This is a genomic window from Paenibacillus nasutitermitis (assembly GCF_014641075.1).
Lineage (GTDB): Bacteria > Bacillota > Bacilli > Paenibacillales > Paenibacillaceae > Paenibacillus_Z > Paenibacillus_Z nasutitermitis.
Map to the genome: position 1 here is coordinate 1,827,293 of NZ_BMHP01000001.1, position 15,630 is coordinate 1,842,922.

General features: G+C 47.5%; 17 protein-coding genes, 2 pseudogenes and 1 riboswitch. Of the genes and pseudogenes, 18 read left to right on the top strand and 1 reads right to left on the bottom strand.

The features are described from left to right. Nucleotides 1-17 precede the first annotated feature (17 nt). From IEY46_RS07775 to IEY46_RS07800, 6 genes are all read left to right on the top strand, one after another. Nucleotides 18-938 (top strand): ABC transporter ATP-binding protein, encoded by a 921-nt coding sequence (locus tag IEY46_RS07775; protein WP_188990696.1) that lies wholly within the window; start codon nt 18-20, stop codon nt 936-938. Between the two features lie 8 nt (nt 939-946). Continuing rightward, nucleotides 947-1,423 (top strand): RNA polymerase sigma factor, encoded by a 477-nt coding sequence (locus tag IEY46_RS07780; protein ID WP_229750137.1) that lies wholly within the window; start codon nt 947-949, stop codon nt 1,421-1,423. 170 nt (nt 1,424-1,593) lie between these two features. Further along, nucleotides 1,594-2,253 carry a hypothetical protein gene (locus tag IEY46_RS07785; RefSeq protein ID WP_188990700.1) on the top strand — a complete coding sequence of 220 codons (660 nt, stop codon included), beginning with the start codon at nt 1,594-1,596 and terminating at the stop codon, nt 2,251-2,253. Nucleotides 2,254-2,418: 165 nt separating this feature from the next. After that, nucleotides 2,419-3,048 carry an FMN-binding negative transcriptional regulator gene (locus tag IEY46_RS07790; protein WP_268239488.1) on the top strand — a complete coding sequence of 210 codons (630 nt, stop codon included), beginning with the start codon at nt 2,419-2,421 and terminating at the stop codon, nt 3,046-3,048. A 130-nt stretch (nt 3,049-3,178) separates the two neighbouring features. Continuing rightward, entirely contained in the window at nt 3,179-4,282 is a 1,104-nt protein-coding gene (locus IEY46_RS07795) for a transposase (protein ID WP_188990704.1), read from the top strand. A gap of 73 nt (nt 4,283-4,355) precedes the next feature. Then, nucleotides 4,356-4,697 carry a hypothetical protein gene (locus tag IEY46_RS07800; protein ID WP_188990706.1) on the top strand — a complete coding sequence of 114 codons (342 nt, stop codon included), beginning with the start codon at nt 4,356-4,358 and terminating at the stop codon, nt 4,695-4,697. Here IEY46_RS07800 and IEY46_RS07805 read toward each other — a convergent pair. Then, a pseudogene (locus IEY46_RS07805) lies at nt 4,674-5,443 on the bottom strand (transposase). The gene IEY46_RS07800 and the pseudogene IEY46_RS07805 sit on opposite strands and share 24 nt — an antisense overlap. A 316-nt stretch (nt 5,444-5,759) precedes the next feature. Here IEY46_RS07805 and IEY46_RS07810 point away from each other — a divergent pair. From IEY46_RS07810 to IEY46_RS07865, 12 genes and pseudogenes are all read left to right on the top strand, one after another. Then, complete coding sequence (locus tag IEY46_RS07810) at nt 5,760-6,413, top strand: YeiH family protein (protein WP_188990708.1); 654 nt, start codon at nt 5,760-5,762, stop codon at nt 6,411-6,413. Then, entirely contained in the window at nt 6,364-6,801 is a 438-nt protein-coding gene (locus IEY46_RS07815) for a LysR substrate-binding domain-containing protein (protein ID WP_188990710.1), read from the top strand. The genes IEY46_RS07810 and IEY46_RS07815 overlap by 50 nt, the downstream gene beginning before the upstream one ends. A gap of 85 nt (nt 6,802-6,886) precedes the next feature. After that, entirely contained in the window at nt 6,887-7,069 is a 183-nt protein-coding gene (locus IEY46_RS07820) for a helix-turn-helix domain-containing protein (protein WP_188990712.1), read from the top strand. 53 nt (nt 7,070-7,122) lie between these two features. Beyond that, nucleotides 7,123-7,788, top strand: coding sequence for a response regulator transcription factor (locus IEY46_RS07825; RefSeq protein ID WP_188990714.1), 666 nt, complete (start codon nt 7,123-7,125; stop codon nt 7,786-7,788). Beyond that, nucleotides 7,785-9,125, top strand: a complete 1,341-nt coding sequence (locus tag IEY46_RS07830; protein ID WP_188990716.1) for a HAMP domain-containing sensor histidine kinase — start codon at nt 7,785-7,787, stop codon at nt 9,123-9,125. The genes IEY46_RS07825 and IEY46_RS07830 overlap by 4 nt, the downstream gene beginning before the upstream one ends. 25 nt (nt 9,126-9,150) lie before the next feature. Beyond that, entirely contained in the window at nt 9,151-9,684 is a 534-nt protein-coding gene (locus IEY46_RS07835; protein WP_188990718.1) for a VanZ family protein, read from the top strand. 349 nt (nt 9,685-10,033) lie between these two features. Beyond that, nucleotides 10,034-10,828 (top strand): annotated as a pseudogene (locus IEY46_RS07840) (D-alanyl-D-alanine carboxypeptidase family protein); the annotation flags it as partial. A gap of 113 nt (nt 10,829-10,941) precedes the next feature. Continuing rightward, entirely contained in the window at nt 10,942-11,769 is an 828-nt protein-coding gene (gene vanW, locus IEY46_RS07845) for a glycopeptide resistance accessory protein VanW (protein ID WP_188990719.1), read from the top strand. After that, on the top strand, nt 11,769-12,737 hold the full coding sequence (gene vanH / locus IEY46_RS07850) for a D-lactate dehydrogenase VanH (RefSeq protein ID WP_188990720.1): 969 nt from the start codon (nt 11,769-11,771) through the stop codon (nt 12,735-12,737). Before vanW ends, vanH begins: the two co-directional genes overlap by 1 nt. Further along, nucleotides 12,730-13,761: a D-alanine--(R)-lactate ligase gene (gene vanA / locus IEY46_RS07855; protein ID WP_188990721.1), complete on the top strand. Its 1,032-nt coding sequence runs from the start codon at nt 12,730-12,732 to the stop codon at nt 13,759-13,761. The genes vanH and vanA overlap by 8 nt, the downstream gene beginning before the upstream one ends. Before the next feature lie 5 nt (nt 13,762-13,766). Next, the gene (vanX, locus tag IEY46_RS07860; protein ID WP_188990722.1) at nt 13,767-14,375 is read left to right on the top strand and encodes a D-Ala-D-Ala dipeptidase VanX; all 609 of its coding nucleotides are present in this window, start codon (nt 13,767-13,769) and stop codon (nt 14,373-14,375) included. 124 nt (nt 14,376-14,499) lie between these two features. Beyond that, nucleotides 14,500-15,189 carry a FadR/GntR family transcriptional regulator gene (locus IEY46_RS07865; protein ID WP_188990723.1) on the top strand — a complete coding sequence of 230 codons (690 nt, stop codon included), beginning with the start codon at nt 14,500-14,502 and terminating at the stop codon, nt 15,187-15,189. A gap of 152 nt (nt 15,190-15,341) precedes the next feature. Beyond that, nucleotides 15,342-15,428, top strand: a riboswitch (cyclic di-GMP riboswitch). Nucleotides 15,429-15,630 lie beyond the last annotated feature (202 nt).

Below are 15,630 nucleotides of genomic sequence, written 5' to 3' on the forward strand. Positions count from 1 at the left end.
ATGAGGAGGGCCCCGCAATGATCCATTGTGAAGGACTGATGAAAATTTATAAGACCGATGATATCGAGGTCGTTGCCCTGCAGGGCTTGAACCTGACAGTCAAACAGGGAGAAATGATGGCGATCATCGGCAACAGCGGCAGCGGGAAATCGACTCTGCTCAATATTCTCGGCGGTCTTGACAGACCTTCGGCAGGTACGGCGCTTGTGGGCAAATGGGATCTGCTGAAGATGACGAAGGAGCAGCTAATTGAATACAAGCGCGGAACCGTCGGCTTTATTTGGCAAAACAATGGCCGGAATCTTGTTCCCTACCTGACGTCTCTTCAGAACGTCGAACTGCCGATGCTTATTCAGGGCAAAGCGGACAGGTCCTATGCCAAGCAGCTGCTGGCTGCAGTCGGACTTGAGCATCGCTTGGGCAGCCGCTTAACGCAGCTTAGCGGAGGCGAGCAGCAGAGGGTCGCAATCGCCATTTCCCTGGCAAACCGCCCTCAGCTTGTGCTTGCCGATGAACCGACTGGGTCAGTTGACAGCGCCACGGGAGAGCAGATTCTTGATATATTCCGCCGCCTTAATCAGGATATGGGTGTGACGATTGTCATTGTCACGCATGACCTCTCCGTCGCGGACAAGGTAGACCGGGTTATTGCCATTCGGGACGGCATGACCAGCACAGAGTGGGTCAAGCGCAGCGCAGGCGAAGCTTCCGGGGATGGACATGTTGAAGAGTCCTCCCAAGATTCCGGGAATGCTCTATTCGGTTCGCATCATGAGGAATTCGTTGTTATCGATCGCGCGGGCCGTCTGCAAATTCCCAAAGCGTATCTGGAAGCGATGAACGTCAGCGGCAAAGCGGTGCTTGAATTTGACGGCAAGCGGGTCACAATCGGCCCGCCCGAAGAAGATGCGGTTCGGTCCGAACCAACCGAAACGTGAGCGGACAAATGGAACAGGCAGCGGTGAATCTGGATGAACTATATGCGGCACACTCCGCTTATTTGAACAAATATATGTATAAATTGACACGCGATCGGGAGGATGCAGCCGATCTAGTGCAGGATATTTTCCTGAAATTATGCCTGCAGGGAAGTCTGCCGGATCATCCGAAAGCATGGCTTTCCCAGACCGGCTACCGGCTGTTCATCGATCAGTGGCGCCGCAAGCAGCGTTTGAGCCAGCTCCAGCTGGAGAAAGCTTACTGCAATATTGCCGCCCCGGAACAAGCCGCTCTTGATAGGGAATTCGAGAGATATGTAGATCGGCTGCTTTTGCGCCTCAATCCACGGATGCGTACTGCTTTATATCTGCGAATATACAGGCATTCCAGCTATGAAGAAATTGCCCGGATGCTAGATTGTTCGCAGAATACGGTCAAAACCTTCATCCGGCGAGGCAAAGCGCAATTGTCCAAGTGGCTGTGAGGATGAACGACTGCAAGCTCCGTTACCGTCAGTTTACGTCCCAGAGTGGATGGGCGTATCAGAGATTCATTTTACCAGTTTGCAGGAGAAATGGAGTTCATAGGAGAATCTACAGACAATCAGTCATTAGACAAAAGGAAACAGAAGTATATAGAGGAAGGAGTCTCCAAGTGAACCGACATATAAGAGGCGTTATTTTAGAGGGGTATTCAAACGCTGGAAAAACGTCAGTTTTGAAAGCATTAAAGCTGCTGCTTGCAGAGGATGAGTCAGCAGAGCGCAGTATTATTGTTCTGAGCGAACATTACTCCCAAGTGTTAAACAATGTTCACGGTAATTTCCAACAGTTAGATCGCGATGAGCATCTTGTCTTATTACAGGAGCGTGTCGGGATGCTGCGTAAATTAAATGAATGGGCCAATTATTTGGGGCCGGATGCGTCGAGGGGATCAAGAGGAATATTTTTTATATTGGAAAGATTTCATTTAAATCATAGAGTTGCATTTCCCACTGCATCTTCAAATGATATAAAATCACTCGAAAATGAATTGGTCAAACTGGGAGCTCAGTGTGTATTATTAACGGTGTCGCCGGAAATTGTTGAGCAGCGAATGCAAAGCCGATCATCTCAGGAATGGACTAACATAACGCGAGAAGAAATTACGAAAGCAGCAGATGAGTTTATACATACGCAATCAGAATTGTATAAACAGTCTCTTCAATCTGACGTCCCTACTATAGAAATAAATACGGATGCTAAAGACTGGGTTTCCTACGCAAACAAAATAATGGCGGTATTAAACGAAACAGAGAAATTCTCAAACTTATGAAAGTGAAATTCATAACCAGAACGTGGGGATCATTGGCCCGCGTTCTTTGCTTTTGGCAGCAGAGTCAGTAAGCAGCGAAGAAGAATGAATTTCCAAAAAAGTGATCGATTTTACGTGGAATAGATTGTATATTCTAATAAGATCAACAAATGATCAGCGACAGGAGTGTTAGCCATATATGTCCCCAGCGCTTACCAAATGAAGGATAGAGACACCATTTTGGACTTTATCGAAGAGAATAGCTTTGGCACACTTGTATCGAAAACAAACAGATTAACCGCAACACATCTTCCTTTTCTGCTGCAGCGTGAGGGGGGTGAGATCTATCTCTACAGCCATATGGCAAAAGCAAACCCGCAATGGAACGAGTTGAACGGGGAGGTGCTCGTGATCTTCTCCGGGCCTCAAAGCTATATCTCTCCTTCCTGGTATGCGGAAAAAGAAGTGCCGACGTGGAATTATACCGCAGTCCATCTCTATGGCGAATTTCATCTGATAAACGAGAGAGAAGGGCTTCTTGACATCCTCACCCGGACTGTCGACCGTTATGAAAGCAGCTTTGCTGTTCCCTGGAGTTTAAATGAGGTAAGTGAAGAATATGTCAATCAGCTTGCCAGACATATTGTTGGCTTCCGGATTGATATCACGCATTACGAGGCTGCATGGAAGCTTCACCAGGATTATTCGGTCCACACTCAAAAGGGCGTCATTAAGGCACTCGAGAACCGCCATGATGAAAACTCCCGTAAAATAGCGGGCTTGATGAAACGACACAATAACATATCGGACAATTAATGCCGCGCATACTGAGGAGGAAGAAGGGAATTCCGCAGTTTTTTTCTACGACGGCACAATTATCTAACAGGAATTTCCTTTCGTCTGTCAAATACATAAGGGAGAAGACTTGAACAGGAGTGCTCCCCCTATGCTTTCTAAAAATCGCCTCGGCGCTGGACCAAAAGTTTATTTCAGACCCGAAATCAAAAACTGTCCGCATTGCGAGAAAAAATTAGTGCGTTCGCACAACGCATGGAACAAAAAAATCTCTACCTTGACCGGCGTCATTCACGCATGGAGCATGGCTTATACATGTCCCAACGAAAGCTGCTCATACGCCAGCATTACCTATAAATCAGCAGAAGCAGAAGCGCTAAGCATGAAGCATTCTTCGTACGGCTATGACGTCCTCTGTCTCGTTGGCGAGTTGCGCTTCAAGCAACATCGCACCTGCAAAGAAATTGCAGACGCGTTGAATGAACGTGGCATCGTAACCAGCGAACGATACGCGCAAACGCTGTACGAACGTTATCAAGCGCTGTTGGCCGCCAGCCTCGACGATCATGTCAGACAAAGTTTGGCAGAGACCACGGCGCAAAACGGCGGAATCATCCTTTCCATGGACGGCGTCCAACCCGAGAAGGGGAACGAGATATTCTATGTCATTCGTGAGGTATTCAGCGGCACGATTCTGGCGGCTCGGAACATGAAGAGCGGAGCGGCAGCCGAACTGCGTACGCTGATCGATCCCATTATCGATATGGGGTATCCCATCGTAGGCATTGTAAGCGACGGACAGGTTTCCATCCGGCAGGCATTCGAATCACTCTTGCCTGACGTGCCGTATCAGTACTGCCAGTACCATTACTTGAAAGATATTGCCAAGCCTGTCGTGGATGCGGATCGAAAGCTCAAAATGGAACTGAAAAAGAGCATGCGCGGCCTGCGGGATGTGGAACGAAAAATCGAGCAGGCTGAGAAAAAGGCAACGGAAGCTTCACAAGCAAACGCAGATGCGAATCCTGACTCTTCAAGCGCCGCAGCGGAAACAACCGTGCTCGCAGAAACGCAGGTGGCGAAGGGATATGTGGCCGCTGTCCGCGCGTTGCTTCTGGAAGATGGTGAACCACCGCTTGATCTACCGGGCATGATGGTCTACGAACGTGCCCAAGCCATACAGGCGTCGCTTGCGCGATGCTTGACTAAAAAAAGAGCCTCATCTGCTCCAGAGTCTGGTCAGAATTTTCAGTAAACTTGGCGATCAGGCCTCGCGCTATGAAGCCGTAGCCCGCTGGACGAAGCCTGTTGCCCATATTGCGGCAGCCTTGGAACCAGACGAAGACAAGACCAGCGAAACCGTTGAATGGGAAATGACCCACGTATTGTACTGGCTCAAACAGACCTATACGGAAGAGAACGATTCCGTTATGGTCAACAATGTGACCAACTATTCCCGCGGGTTCTGGAAAGGGCTGTTTACCTGTTACGATCATTATTTCATCCCGCGAACGAATAACGATCTGGAACAATTTTTTCGCCGAACTGTCATCGCCGAATCACGGGCCTTCGTAACTGGAACAGCTACATCGTTCGAAACGGAGAAATGGTTGTACTTGTGGACGATGCGCTTCGACAAAAACACGTCATCGCCCGTTTGCGAACTGTGAGCTATGAAACGTGTACGCAGCGTAAGTCTCACTGTTCTTAGCCAAACTAACAAGCAGACGAGCTACTTTACTGCATAATTTCATGATGGACTTCATCTTCTTTAGCTTCTTTACCTCAACATTGTAACGGTGCAAAGCCCGGATTTCTGGATTCCTCATGACCATACACATCATCATGAGATAGAGAAAATGACGCAGACGCGGCCAACCTCGTTTGCTTAGCACCATCTTTCCTCGCCACTTCTCCGAACTGGCCTCAGCTAGGTTCAAACCGGCATGTCGCAGCAACGCATTTCCGTGCGAATAGCCACTTAGATCACCGGCATCACCGAGTACACCAGCTAGGCTTGTCGCACTGACGCCTCGTATTTCAAGCAGCTTCTGCGCGTAGGGAATGCGTTCCAGAATGAGATGGAGCTCGCGTTCAATCTGTTCCAATTGGCGCTGGGCTAGGTCGTATTCTTCAAGCAATTGCCCAAGATGAAGCTTGTAAGCATGAAGTGCTTTGGTGGTTCCAACACTCGATTTTGCAAGGAGGTGCTGAGTAGATCCTGAATCCAATTTTCGAATAGTGTGAACCCTTCACGATGGTTACCAAACTCGAGCGGAGTGCCAAGCGCAATGCCACGAAAGCTGACGGCGCGAGCCACATGGACTTCCTGCGCGATGTCAACACCAACGACCAGGTGATGAACGGTAATGTTTTCAATCCGTTGATTTTGCTTGTCCTGTGCTTTAAAATTCATAGTAGAGCGACCTCCTGATAGCCGGGAGCGGTCTCTTTTTTAATTATTTGCGGGTTACAGGCTATACGATATAAACCGTATAAGAATGAAGAAGCTGCCGGCAAGATCGGCGGCTTCATTACGTTGCGTGCCCAGAGGCACGCATTCACTAACCGGTGAGGGAGGGGCCAAGCCTCCGCGTAGCTAGGATACTTACGTATAGAGCCTATCATTACTTTTACCTATCTTCACCATAAAGGATCCGTATTGGCCTTTTCTACTAATTCTCATTACTATGAAGGAACACCGGTGATTTATTTTTGATAGGAGATTTTTTATGAAATGGCTTCAAAGATCTGGATCAGGGGTATTATTCGTTGTTGTACTCGCCCTATTTTCTACCTGGCTCGGTTCCTTAATGCCTGTAATAGGCGGTCCAGTATTTGGTATACTCCTGGACGTTATGATCAACAATACGGTAGGCAAACCGAAGTGTTTTCAAGCGGGCATCCAGTTTAGTTCAAAAAATGTGCTGCATTGGTCCATTATTGCGCTTGGCTGCGGGCTAAGCTTGACGCAGGTATGGCAGACGGGCTCGGAATCTTTTTCACTGAAGATGGTCAGTTTAGCTGCTTCTTTCCTCGCGGCTTACGGGTTCGGTCGGCTGCTGAACATCCCGGATAGACTAAAAACATTGATCGGAGCTGGAACAGGCATCTGCGGCGGTTCCGCTATTGCTGCCGTATCGCCGATTATCGAGGCCGAAGAAATCGAGATTGCCTACGCGATTTCGACTATATTTTTGTTCAACATTGCGGCGGTTCTTCTGTTCCCCTCGCTCGGCCATTGGTTTAACATGTCCGACGAAGCCTTTGGTTTATTAGCCGGAACTGCGATCAACGATACCTCGTCAGTAGTGGCCGCTGGTTACATTTATAGCAATGACGCCGGAAATTACGCTACCATTGTCAAAGATAGCCAATACAGATGAAATTGCTCAAGCCGTCCATGCCAACGAGCTCGGAATCGGACTGGTGGAAGGAAATGTCGAATGTCGGGATATTCTGGTCACTCCCCCGTTTATGGAGGATGAAATGGTTTTGGTCGCACCTCGCAATCATCCGTTAAGCTTGCAAAGGATAATTGAACCGGGAGAGCTGCAAGACCAGGTTTGGGTATTCAGAGAAAATGGCTTCGTTACACGGGCATTTAGCGATCAATTTATCGGGGAGCTGGGCCTTTGCATCAAACGCTCCTTTGGCTCTACGTTTCATCGAGGTATCGTGAAATTGTTTATCTTGCATGAGAAACACATCCAAAGCCCGCCACCCGCTGGTTATCATACCAGTGAGTGGCGGTTTTTTCATTTGCGTGAATGATAACTAACTGTAGACACGGGCCAAATCAATTTTATATTATTCGTATATCCGTATATAATGGACGAAAACTCGTAGGAGGCCAATTATGGATGCAATGTCAGTGAAAGAGGCATCAGAAAAATGGGGTATCTCAGAGCGTCGCGTTCAAAAGCTCTGTGAAGAAGACCGTATCCCCGGCGTGGTACGCTTTGGGCACTCTTGGGCAATGCCCAAAGATGCGGAAAAGCCACCTGATGGACGATTGAAATTTGAACGAAAAAAATCTTAAATCTACAGTCAAACTACAGATTACTATGCTATCTTTTTTCAGGAGGGATATTTATGGGCGTACGAATTCTGCTTGTCGAGGATGACGAGCATATATGTAATACCGTCAAAACCTTTTTAAGAGAAGCCGGATATAAAGTAGACGCCTGCCTAGATGGTAGCGAAGCGCATAAAAACTTTTATGATAATGTTTACCAACTTGTCATTCTCGACATCATGCTGCCTGGTATAAGCGGTCACGAGCTTTTACGGGAGTTCCGCAAGATTAACAATACCCCTATTCTGATGATGACCGCGCTTTCCGATGATGAGAATCAAATCAAGGCGTTTGACGCGGAAGCGGATGATTATGTGACAAAGCCGTTCAAGATTCAGCTTCTGTTGAAACGTGTGGAAGCCCTGCTCCGGCGAAGCGGCGCGTTGGCAAAGGAAGTCTGCTGCGGCAAGCTGACGCTTTTGCCGGAAGATTTCAAGGTGGTTTATGAAAACAGGGAGTTGCCCTTGACAATCAAAGAATTTGAAATCCTTATGCTATTGGTTCAGAACAGGGGTAGGATGGTATCTCATGAAATTATCTTATCCCGCATATGGGGCTATGACTTTGATGGTGATGGCAGCACAGTGCATACCCACATCAAAAACCTGCGAGCGAAATTACCGGATAATATTATCAAGACTGTTCGTGGCATAGGTTACCGAGTGGAGGAAGAAATGACATGAAAAATAGAGGAATCTTTTTCAAGGTATTCATTTATACAATAATTTTCTCGATACTGTTGGTTGGCGTGACGGCAGCCCTGCTATCTACACAGATTATCTCCTATTTCTCACGTGTTCGATTGCAGGAAATCACCAGCACCTATCAGAGTATCGTTATCCAGTCGAAAGGTGAAAATGACATCACAGAAGTGGCGAGGCAGTTCTACGAAAAGAACCAGTCCTTGCAATTCTACATCAAGGACATGGAAGGACACATTGTTTACGCAACACCCGAAGCTGAAACATCCGGCATCGAAAGCGGCGCACCACCTTACAGTAGCACAATAATGTTGCGTATGGATAATGATTATTTACTTTATGTGCTAAAAAGTGACCTTATCGCGATGGACTACGATAAGTGGATTGTGCAAGCCCTCGTAGTGTTGTCCGCCATGCTTGCTGTCTGCGTCATAAGCACGTTTGTCTTTGCAAGGCAGATAACAAGACCAATCAAAACTCTGGCGGATGCTACGAATAAGATGGCTAATCTCGAAGCAGTCCCACCACTGCCGGAGCGCAGTGATGAACTTGGTGCATTAGCCCGAGATGTTCATTCTATGTACAGCAAGTTGAAAGAAACCATATCCAAATTAGAGGACGAAATTCTGCGGGAGCGTGAATTGGAGGAAACACAGCGATATTTCTTCTCGGCGGCTTCCCATGAACTCAAAACGCCTATCGCAGCCACAAGCGTCTTGTTGGAGGGAATGCTTGAAAATGTAGGCGATTACAAAGACCACCCCAAATACCTGCGCGAATGCGTGAAGATGATGGACGCGCAGAGCAAAATTATTTCTGAAATACTGGAAATTGTTAATCTGAACAAAGGGAAAATCGTACCCGTTCCTGAAAGGCTGGACATAAGACATATAGTTGCTGACATACTTCCTGACTTTCAGATATTGGCTGAGGCAAACGGTCAGCGTATTGTTACGGACATTCCTGACGGAGAGGCCTGCCTTGCCGACCATAAAATGCTCCAAAAGGCGCTTTCCAACATCATTTTGAATGCGGTGCAGAACACGCCCAATGGCGGTGAGATTCGGATATGGAGTGAACCTGTGGCAAATCAATACCGCCTTTGCATACTAAACACAGGGGCAAGGATTGACGATGCCGTGTTGCCGAAGCTGTTTGACCCATTCTACCGTGTAGATAAGGTGCGGAGCCGGAAAGACAGGCGAAGCGGCTTGGGACTGACTATTGTGAGGAAAATGCTGGAGTCAATAAATGTTGATTTCGCTTTCGAAAACGCCCCTGACGGCGTTCTGTTTTGGATGAACTTGCCGAAGGCGTAAAAGCGACTATACGAGGAGATAAATAATGAAACCAGAAAAGCGAAACACACTTACAATCGCGTTGTTCGTAGTATATATACTGCTGCAAGTAGGAATTATCCTCTTTAAACTGCCGTTTTATTCCGAAAAATTATCAGACGGAATACGAGTAATTAACCTGATTCCATTTCAGGAGTCTTTCGATGAAAACGGAGTTTTAATCTTGCGTGAAATTATTGATAATATACTTCTTTTTATACCGCTCGGCATCTATATCTGTATGCTAAAAAACGAATGGCCTTTCATGAAAAAAGTCCTTCCAATTTTCAGCTTAACTTTAGTGTTTGAAGTCATACAATTCATTTTTGCGATTGGAAGAAGTGATATTACTGATGTACTCGGCAACACGCTTGGAGGGGTAATCGGCATTGGCATTTATGCTTTATTGTTCAGAATTTTCAAAAACAGGACTTTTAGGATTATAAATATACTTGCCTTGGTAGTAACAATTTGCGTAGTAGCGCGTTTCGCCCATCTGTTTTACCTCAGCCATTTTGTCATGAAGCGTCTGCATCCCTGATGTTAGCGACCATACCTTTTCACTTTGACCGACAGGGTTATTCCTGCCGGTCTTTTTTATTTCTCTCCGCTACAGACAAACTACAGGTTGGCTACAGGGAAAATACAGATTGCTTTGCAATAATATCAGCATGACAACACGCAAATACCTGTTTTATGCCATATGAAGGAGGACTACTATAGTGAAAATGAAAAAGCTAATCGCACTCGTTTTAGCGCTTTTTCTCGTGCTTTTCCTCGCTGCTTGCAACAGCAGCACGACCACGCCGCCCTCGTCGGCAGCAGCCATTTCGCCGACGAACACAGAACTGCCTGCTAATTCGCTACAAGGAGATGCAGGTTCCACCCACACAGAGGACATTGAAAACATTTCGGTAGATATTATGGCAACAAACGCCTATGTACTAAATGTTGATACCAATTCTGTTCTCTATCAGAAAAACAGCGATAAGCATATAGCTCCGGCAAGCACAGCCAAAATGCTTACAGCTTTAACAGCCTTAGATTATTGCTCCCTTGATGATACGATTACAGTTGGCTCGGAGATAGACCTGATTGCCTCTGATTCTTCCAGAGCATGGCTTAGTAATGGGGATACGATGACGGTCAGACAACTTTTAGTCGCTTTGTTGCTTCCCTCCGGCAATGACGCTGCGTACACACTTGCTGTTAATGCGGGGAAAAGGATAGCCGGTGAAGATGGCCTTGGAGCGCAGCAGGCTGTTAAAGTGTTTGTCGATGCGATGAATCAAAAAGCAAAAAAAGTTGGAGCAACTTCTTCCAATTTTATAGCCCCTGACGGCTACGATGCGGACGGGCAGTACACAACCGCTTTTGACCTTGCGCAGATAGCAAAAGTGTGTTTAGGCAATAATGCTCTGTCTGAAATTATGGGCAGTTACAAGATATATGATACATGGATGAATGGGCGGGAAGTTACTTATCGCAATACTAACGAGTTGATAAACCCTGATAGCCAATACTATTATTCCAATGCTATCGGACTTAAAACCGGCACTACCGGGGATGCTGGTTCCTGCCTTGTTTCAGCGGCTGACATAAATGGACAAACATATATTTGTGTTGTCATGGGTTCCTCTGCGGGTATCAGATTTTCGGACTGCCTAACTGTTTTTAGTGCAATAGACCCGACAATATCCCTGCCCCAAGAAAACAATGCTACCCCTTCTGCTGCTCCCAGCGGACTGAGGAGGCGTTGAATGGTGACTTTTAATGAAATGGAAAGACTGGTGTAACTATGAGAAGAAAAAGACTAACGCAATTATTTCCATTCCTGCTACCGGTCAGGGTAATGCAACGGAAGATGTGTTTTTATACCGGTATGCGGCTTGATGGCCTTCGCTATGCGGGAACCATTGACGAGTCGCAGCTTCCTTACAAGATCTTTGAAGCGGGCTGCGCATTATACAATAGCAATACCGGCTTCGATATGATGTATCAGGAAAATAAAGTGTTTAACCTGAAGCTGGCGGCAAAGACACTGAGCGGTCTTTTGATAAGACCGGGTGAAACCTTTTCCTTTTGGCGGCTAGTTCGCCATGCGGATAAGCATATTCCCTATAAAGACGGTCTTACAGTGGTAAATGGAAAACTCACCACCATGTCTGGTGGCGGTATGTGTCAAATGAGCAATCTGCTGTTTTGGATGTTCCTGCACACGCCGCTGATGGTCACCGAGCGGAGCGGCCACAATGTCAAGGAGTTTCCCGAACCAAACAGTGACGAGATCAAAGGGGTGGACGCAACAATCTCCGAGGGATGGATTGACTTAAAGGCGCGAAACGATACCGATTGCACCTATCAAATTTCAGTGGCGTTCGATAATGAAAACATCATAGGAACTGTGTTCGTAGACAAACGACCCCAAGTGCTGTACAAAGTCACAAACGGCAGCACCGAGTATTTCCGCGAAAGCGGCGAGATTTATGAATACGTCAAGGTTGAGAGAGCGGAAATTAACGCGGACACCAGTGAAATAACAGGGCAAAAGCTGCTCTACACCAACAAATGTAAAATCTGCTACCCTCTGCTGGATAACGCAGAAATCAAGGAGGCGAAAAATTGATGAACAACATTGGAATTACCGTTTATGGTTGCGAGCAAGATGAGGCGGATGTGTTCCGCAGACTGTCACCTCGCTTTGGCGTCATGCCTACTATTATTAGCGACGCCGTATCAGAAACCAATGCTATATCAGCCCCCTGCAATCAATGTATCAGTGTGAGCCACAAATCTGTGGTTTCCGCCTCTATTCTTCTTGCGCTGAAGAGAGCCGGCGTGAAATATATCTCTACCCGAAGCATCGGCTGCAATCATATCGATACAACTGCTGCTAAGAGAATGGTTATCGCTATCGGCAATGTGACGTATTCGCCGAATAGCGTTGCTGATTTTACCCTAATGCTGATGCTTATGGCGATACGCAACGCGAAGTCCATTGTACGCTCTGTGGAAAAACATGATTTCAGGCTGGATAGCGTCCGCGGCAAGGTACTGCGCGACATGACAGTCGGCGTGCTGGGAACTGGTCAAATAGGCCAAGCGGTTATTGAGCGGCTGCGGGCATTTGGATGTCGTGTGCTGGCTTATGATCGCGGCCAGAAAATAACGGCAGACTATGTTCCGCTTGACGAGTTGCTGCGAAACAGCGATATTGTTACGCTTCATGTGCCGCTGGGTGCGGATACGCATCATATCATCGGTCACGAACAAATAAGGGGAATGAAGCAAGGCGCGTTTATTATCAATACAGGACGTGGAGCGCTTATAGATACCGATGCGCTTATTAAAGCATTGGAAAACGGAAAACTGGGCGGGGCCGCATTGGATGTATTGGAGGGAGAGGAAGGGCTATTCTACTTTGATTGCACACAAAAATCAATTGATAATCCATTTTTACTGAAACTTCAAAGGATGCCGAACGTGATCATCACGCCGCATACGGCTTATTATACCGAACAGGCGTTGAGTGATACCGTTGAAAATACAATTAAAAACTGTTTGGACTTTGAAAGGAGCCTAGCGCATGGATAAAGTAAAAGTTGCAATCCTGTTTGGCGGTTGTTCGGAGGAGCATGATGTGTCGGTCAAATCCGCAATGGAGATCGCCGCTAACCTGGACACCGAAAAATACGAGCCGTTATACATCGGCATTACGAAATTCGGTGTTTGGAAAATGTGCGAAAAACCTGGCCCGGAATGGGAAAACGGCAATGGCTGTTCAGCCGTGCTCTCTCCGGATAAAAAAACGCACGGATTGCTTGTTCTAAAAAACAATTCATATGAAATCCACCATGTTGATGTCGCATTTCCGGTTTTGCACGGCAAGTCGGGTGAAGATGGAGCGATACAAGGTCTGTTTGAATTGTCCGGTATCCCCTATGTGGGCTGCGATATTCAAAGCTCCGCGATTTGTATGGACAAGTCGCTGGCCTACATCATGGCGAAAAACGCCGGCATCGCGACTCCCGAATTTTGGGTTATCCATGAAGACGACAGGGCAGCAACAGATGCGTTTACCTATCCTGTTTTTGTTAAGCCGGCGCGTTCAGGTTCATCCTTTGGCGTGACAAAAGTGGGTGGTGCGGACGAATTGGAGGCCGCGATTGAAGCGGCCAGTCAATATGATAGCAAAATCTTAATCGAGCAGGCTGTTGTCGGCTGTGAGGTCGGTTGTGCCGTGATGGGCAACCGTTCCGAGTTGATTGCCGGCGAGGTGGACCAAATTAGGCTAACGCACGGTCTCTTTCGCATTCATCAGGAGGCCGAGCCGGAAAAAGGCTCCGAAAACGCGGTTATAACCGTTCCCGCACACCTTTCGGCAGAGGAGCGAGGACGGATACGGGAGTTTGCAAAACAAATCTATAAGGCGCTCGGCTGTAGAGGTCTTTCCCGCATTGATATTTTTTTACAAGATAACGGCCGCATCGTGCTTAACGAAGTCAATACGTTGCCCGGGTTCACGTCATACAGCCGTTATCCCCGGATGATGGCAGCTGCAGGCATAACGCTTCCCGAACTGATTGACCGCCTGATCGTACTCGCGTTAAAGGGGTGATAAGCATGGAAAAGGGATTTGTATTTGTAGATGAAATATTGCACGGTGTTCGCTGGGACGCCAAATATGCGACATGGGACAATTTCACGGGAAAACCAGTAGACGGATATGAGGTCAATCGCATAGTGGGAACACTTGCCTTAGCCCTTGCGCTGTTGGAGGCGCAGAAGCAAGCGGAGGCTCTTGGGTACGGTTTGCTGTTATTGGACGGGTATCGGCCCAAACGTGCGGTAGATTGCTTCCTGCATTGGTCCGAACAACCGGAAGACAACCTCACAAAAGAAAGATACTATCCGAATATCGAGCGAACCGAGATGTTTGCAAAGGGATATATAGCGTCACAATCAAGTCATAGTCGCGGAAGTGCTATTGATCTTACGCTTTACCACTTAGATACGGGTGAGCTTGTTTCCATGGGAGGAAGCTTCGATTTTATGGATGAGCGTTCACACCATGGGGCAAAAGGGATTGCAAGCATGGAAGCGCAAAATCGCAGACTTTTGCGTTCCATCATGGAAAACAGTGGGTTCGAACCATATAGCTTCGAATGGTGGCACTATGTATTAAGAGACGAACCATACCCCAATAGCTATTTTGATTTCCCTGTTTTATAGCGAATACTCCTGATTTTCTAAATATGCTTGTTCATGTTCAGCACAATGCCGCCCGCCAAATTCGTACCAATGGCTGTCAGAGAGTAGAATTATCGATATTAGCTGCGGGACGGAGAGATAGGCCATGAACTTGCAAAAGAAAAATTACGAAATCATTACGGACGAGCTCCGGCGCATCATCGAAGCGGGACTGATCAAGCCGAACGAGAAGCTCGCTACGATTGATCAATTGGCGGCGCAGTACCGCGTCGGACGGTCGACGGTGCGCGAGGCGCTCAGCCATCTGAAGGCGCTCGGTCTCGTCGAATCGCGGCAAGGCGGCGGCACCTACGTCAAGAAGCCAGGGCTCGAGCCGCAGGCGGTGCTGGAATCGCTGCAGACGTCGAACGCCGAACTGTCGCAGCTGCTTCAGGTGCGCAAGATCCTTGAGGTCGGCGCGGCGGAGCTTGCAGCCAAACACCGCATCGCCGAAGACGTCGAAGAGCTCGGCAAAATCATCGGACAAATGCGGGACGCCGTCGGCAACGAGGAGATCAGCCAGATCTACGATACGAACTTTCACCTCGCTATCGCTAGGGCATCCGGCAACGCGATTCTGGAAACGATCATGACGCACATTTCTGCGGCGATGTTCCGCACCGTTAAGGATAGCCGCAGACTGTGGCTCTATAGCGGGAAGGATGCGGCCGGCAAGCTGTTCGAGGAGCACAAGAAGCTGTTCGAAGCGATCCGCGACGGAGATTCGAAGACGGCGGTCTCGACGATGGCGAAGCATATCGCTCAAGTCGAGAACGCTCTGCAGTCGGTTAAATGAATGGATAAACGCCTACTTGCTGCAGACGCGTCTGCTCTTAGCAAAAATCTCGATGAGAAACAAAAAAATCAAGTTTTAAGACAAATTATTATGGAAGGTCGCCATTACGGCGTACTAATTCCGAATTGCAATTTCAGTTGAAGGCAACTAAAAATGGAAAACGGCAAAACTGTCGAAAGGCAGTGACGCAATGCCTCGGATCTTCTCACTGTTCAAGTGATGACCGCCGGGTTATCCGAGGCAGAATGTTCCATTCCCGACAGCACTATTTCCACGATCCGCTCCGGTAGCGATTTATCAAGCGATTCTCCCCAAAAAACGGCACGCATATAAAGAACCCCGATGAGAGATTCCAATATCAACCGATGGTACGTGGAAAAAACCTGAAAATGATCCTTGCTCTCATTGTCTCGTTTGTTAGTCCTTATTTACTTGAGTGTT

Coding starts and splice junctions, on each gene's coding strand:
- IEY46_RS07775 (WP_188990696.1), top strand. CDS start 18: ATGATCCATTGTGAAGGACTGATGAAAATTTATAAGACCGATGATATC.
- IEY46_RS07780 (WP_229750137.1), top strand. CDS start 947: ATGGAACAGGCAGCGGTGAATCTGGATGAACTATATGCGGCACACTCC.
- IEY46_RS07795 (WP_188990704.1), top strand. CDS start 3,179: ATGCTTTCTAAAAATCGCCTCGGCGCTGGACCAAAAGTTTATTTCAGA.
- IEY46_RS07810 (WP_188990708.1), top strand. CDS start 5,760: ATGAAATGGCTTCAAAGATCTGGATCAGGGGTATTATTCGTTGTTGTA.
- IEY46_RS07815 (WP_188990710.1), top strand. CDS start 6,364: ATGACGCCGGAAATTACGCTACCATTGTCAAAGATAGCCAATACAGAT.
- IEY46_RS07820 (WP_188990712.1), top strand. CDS start 6,887: ATGGATGCAATGTCAGTGAAAGAGGCATCAGAAAAATGGGGTATCTCA.
- IEY46_RS07825 (WP_188990714.1), top strand. CDS start 7,123: ATGGGCGTACGAATTCTGCTTGTCGAGGATGACGAGCATATATGTAAT.
- IEY46_RS07830 (WP_188990716.1), top strand. CDS start 7,785: ATGAAAAATAGAGGAATCTTTTTCAAGGTATTCATTTATACAATAATT.
- IEY46_RS07835 (WP_188990718.1), top strand. CDS start 9,151: ATGAAACCAGAAAAGCGAAACACACTTACAATCGCGTTGTTCGTAGTA.
- vanW (WP_188990719.1), top strand. CDS start 10,942: ATGAGAAGAAAAAGACTAACGCAATTATTTCCATTCCTGCTACCGGTC.
- vanH (WP_188990720.1), top strand. CDS start 11,769: ATGAACAACATTGGAATTACCGTTTATGGTTGCGAGCAAGATGAGGCG.
- vanA (WP_188990721.1), top strand. CDS start 12,730: ATGGATAAAGTAAAAGTTGCAATCCTGTTTGGCGGTTGTTCGGAGGAG.
- vanX (WP_188990722.1), top strand. CDS start 13,767: ATGGAAAAGGGATTTGTATTTGTAGATGAAATATTGCACGGTGTTCGC.
- IEY46_RS07865 (WP_188990723.1), top strand. CDS start 14,500: ATGAACTTGCAAAAGAAAAATTACGAAATCATTACGGACGAGCTCCGG.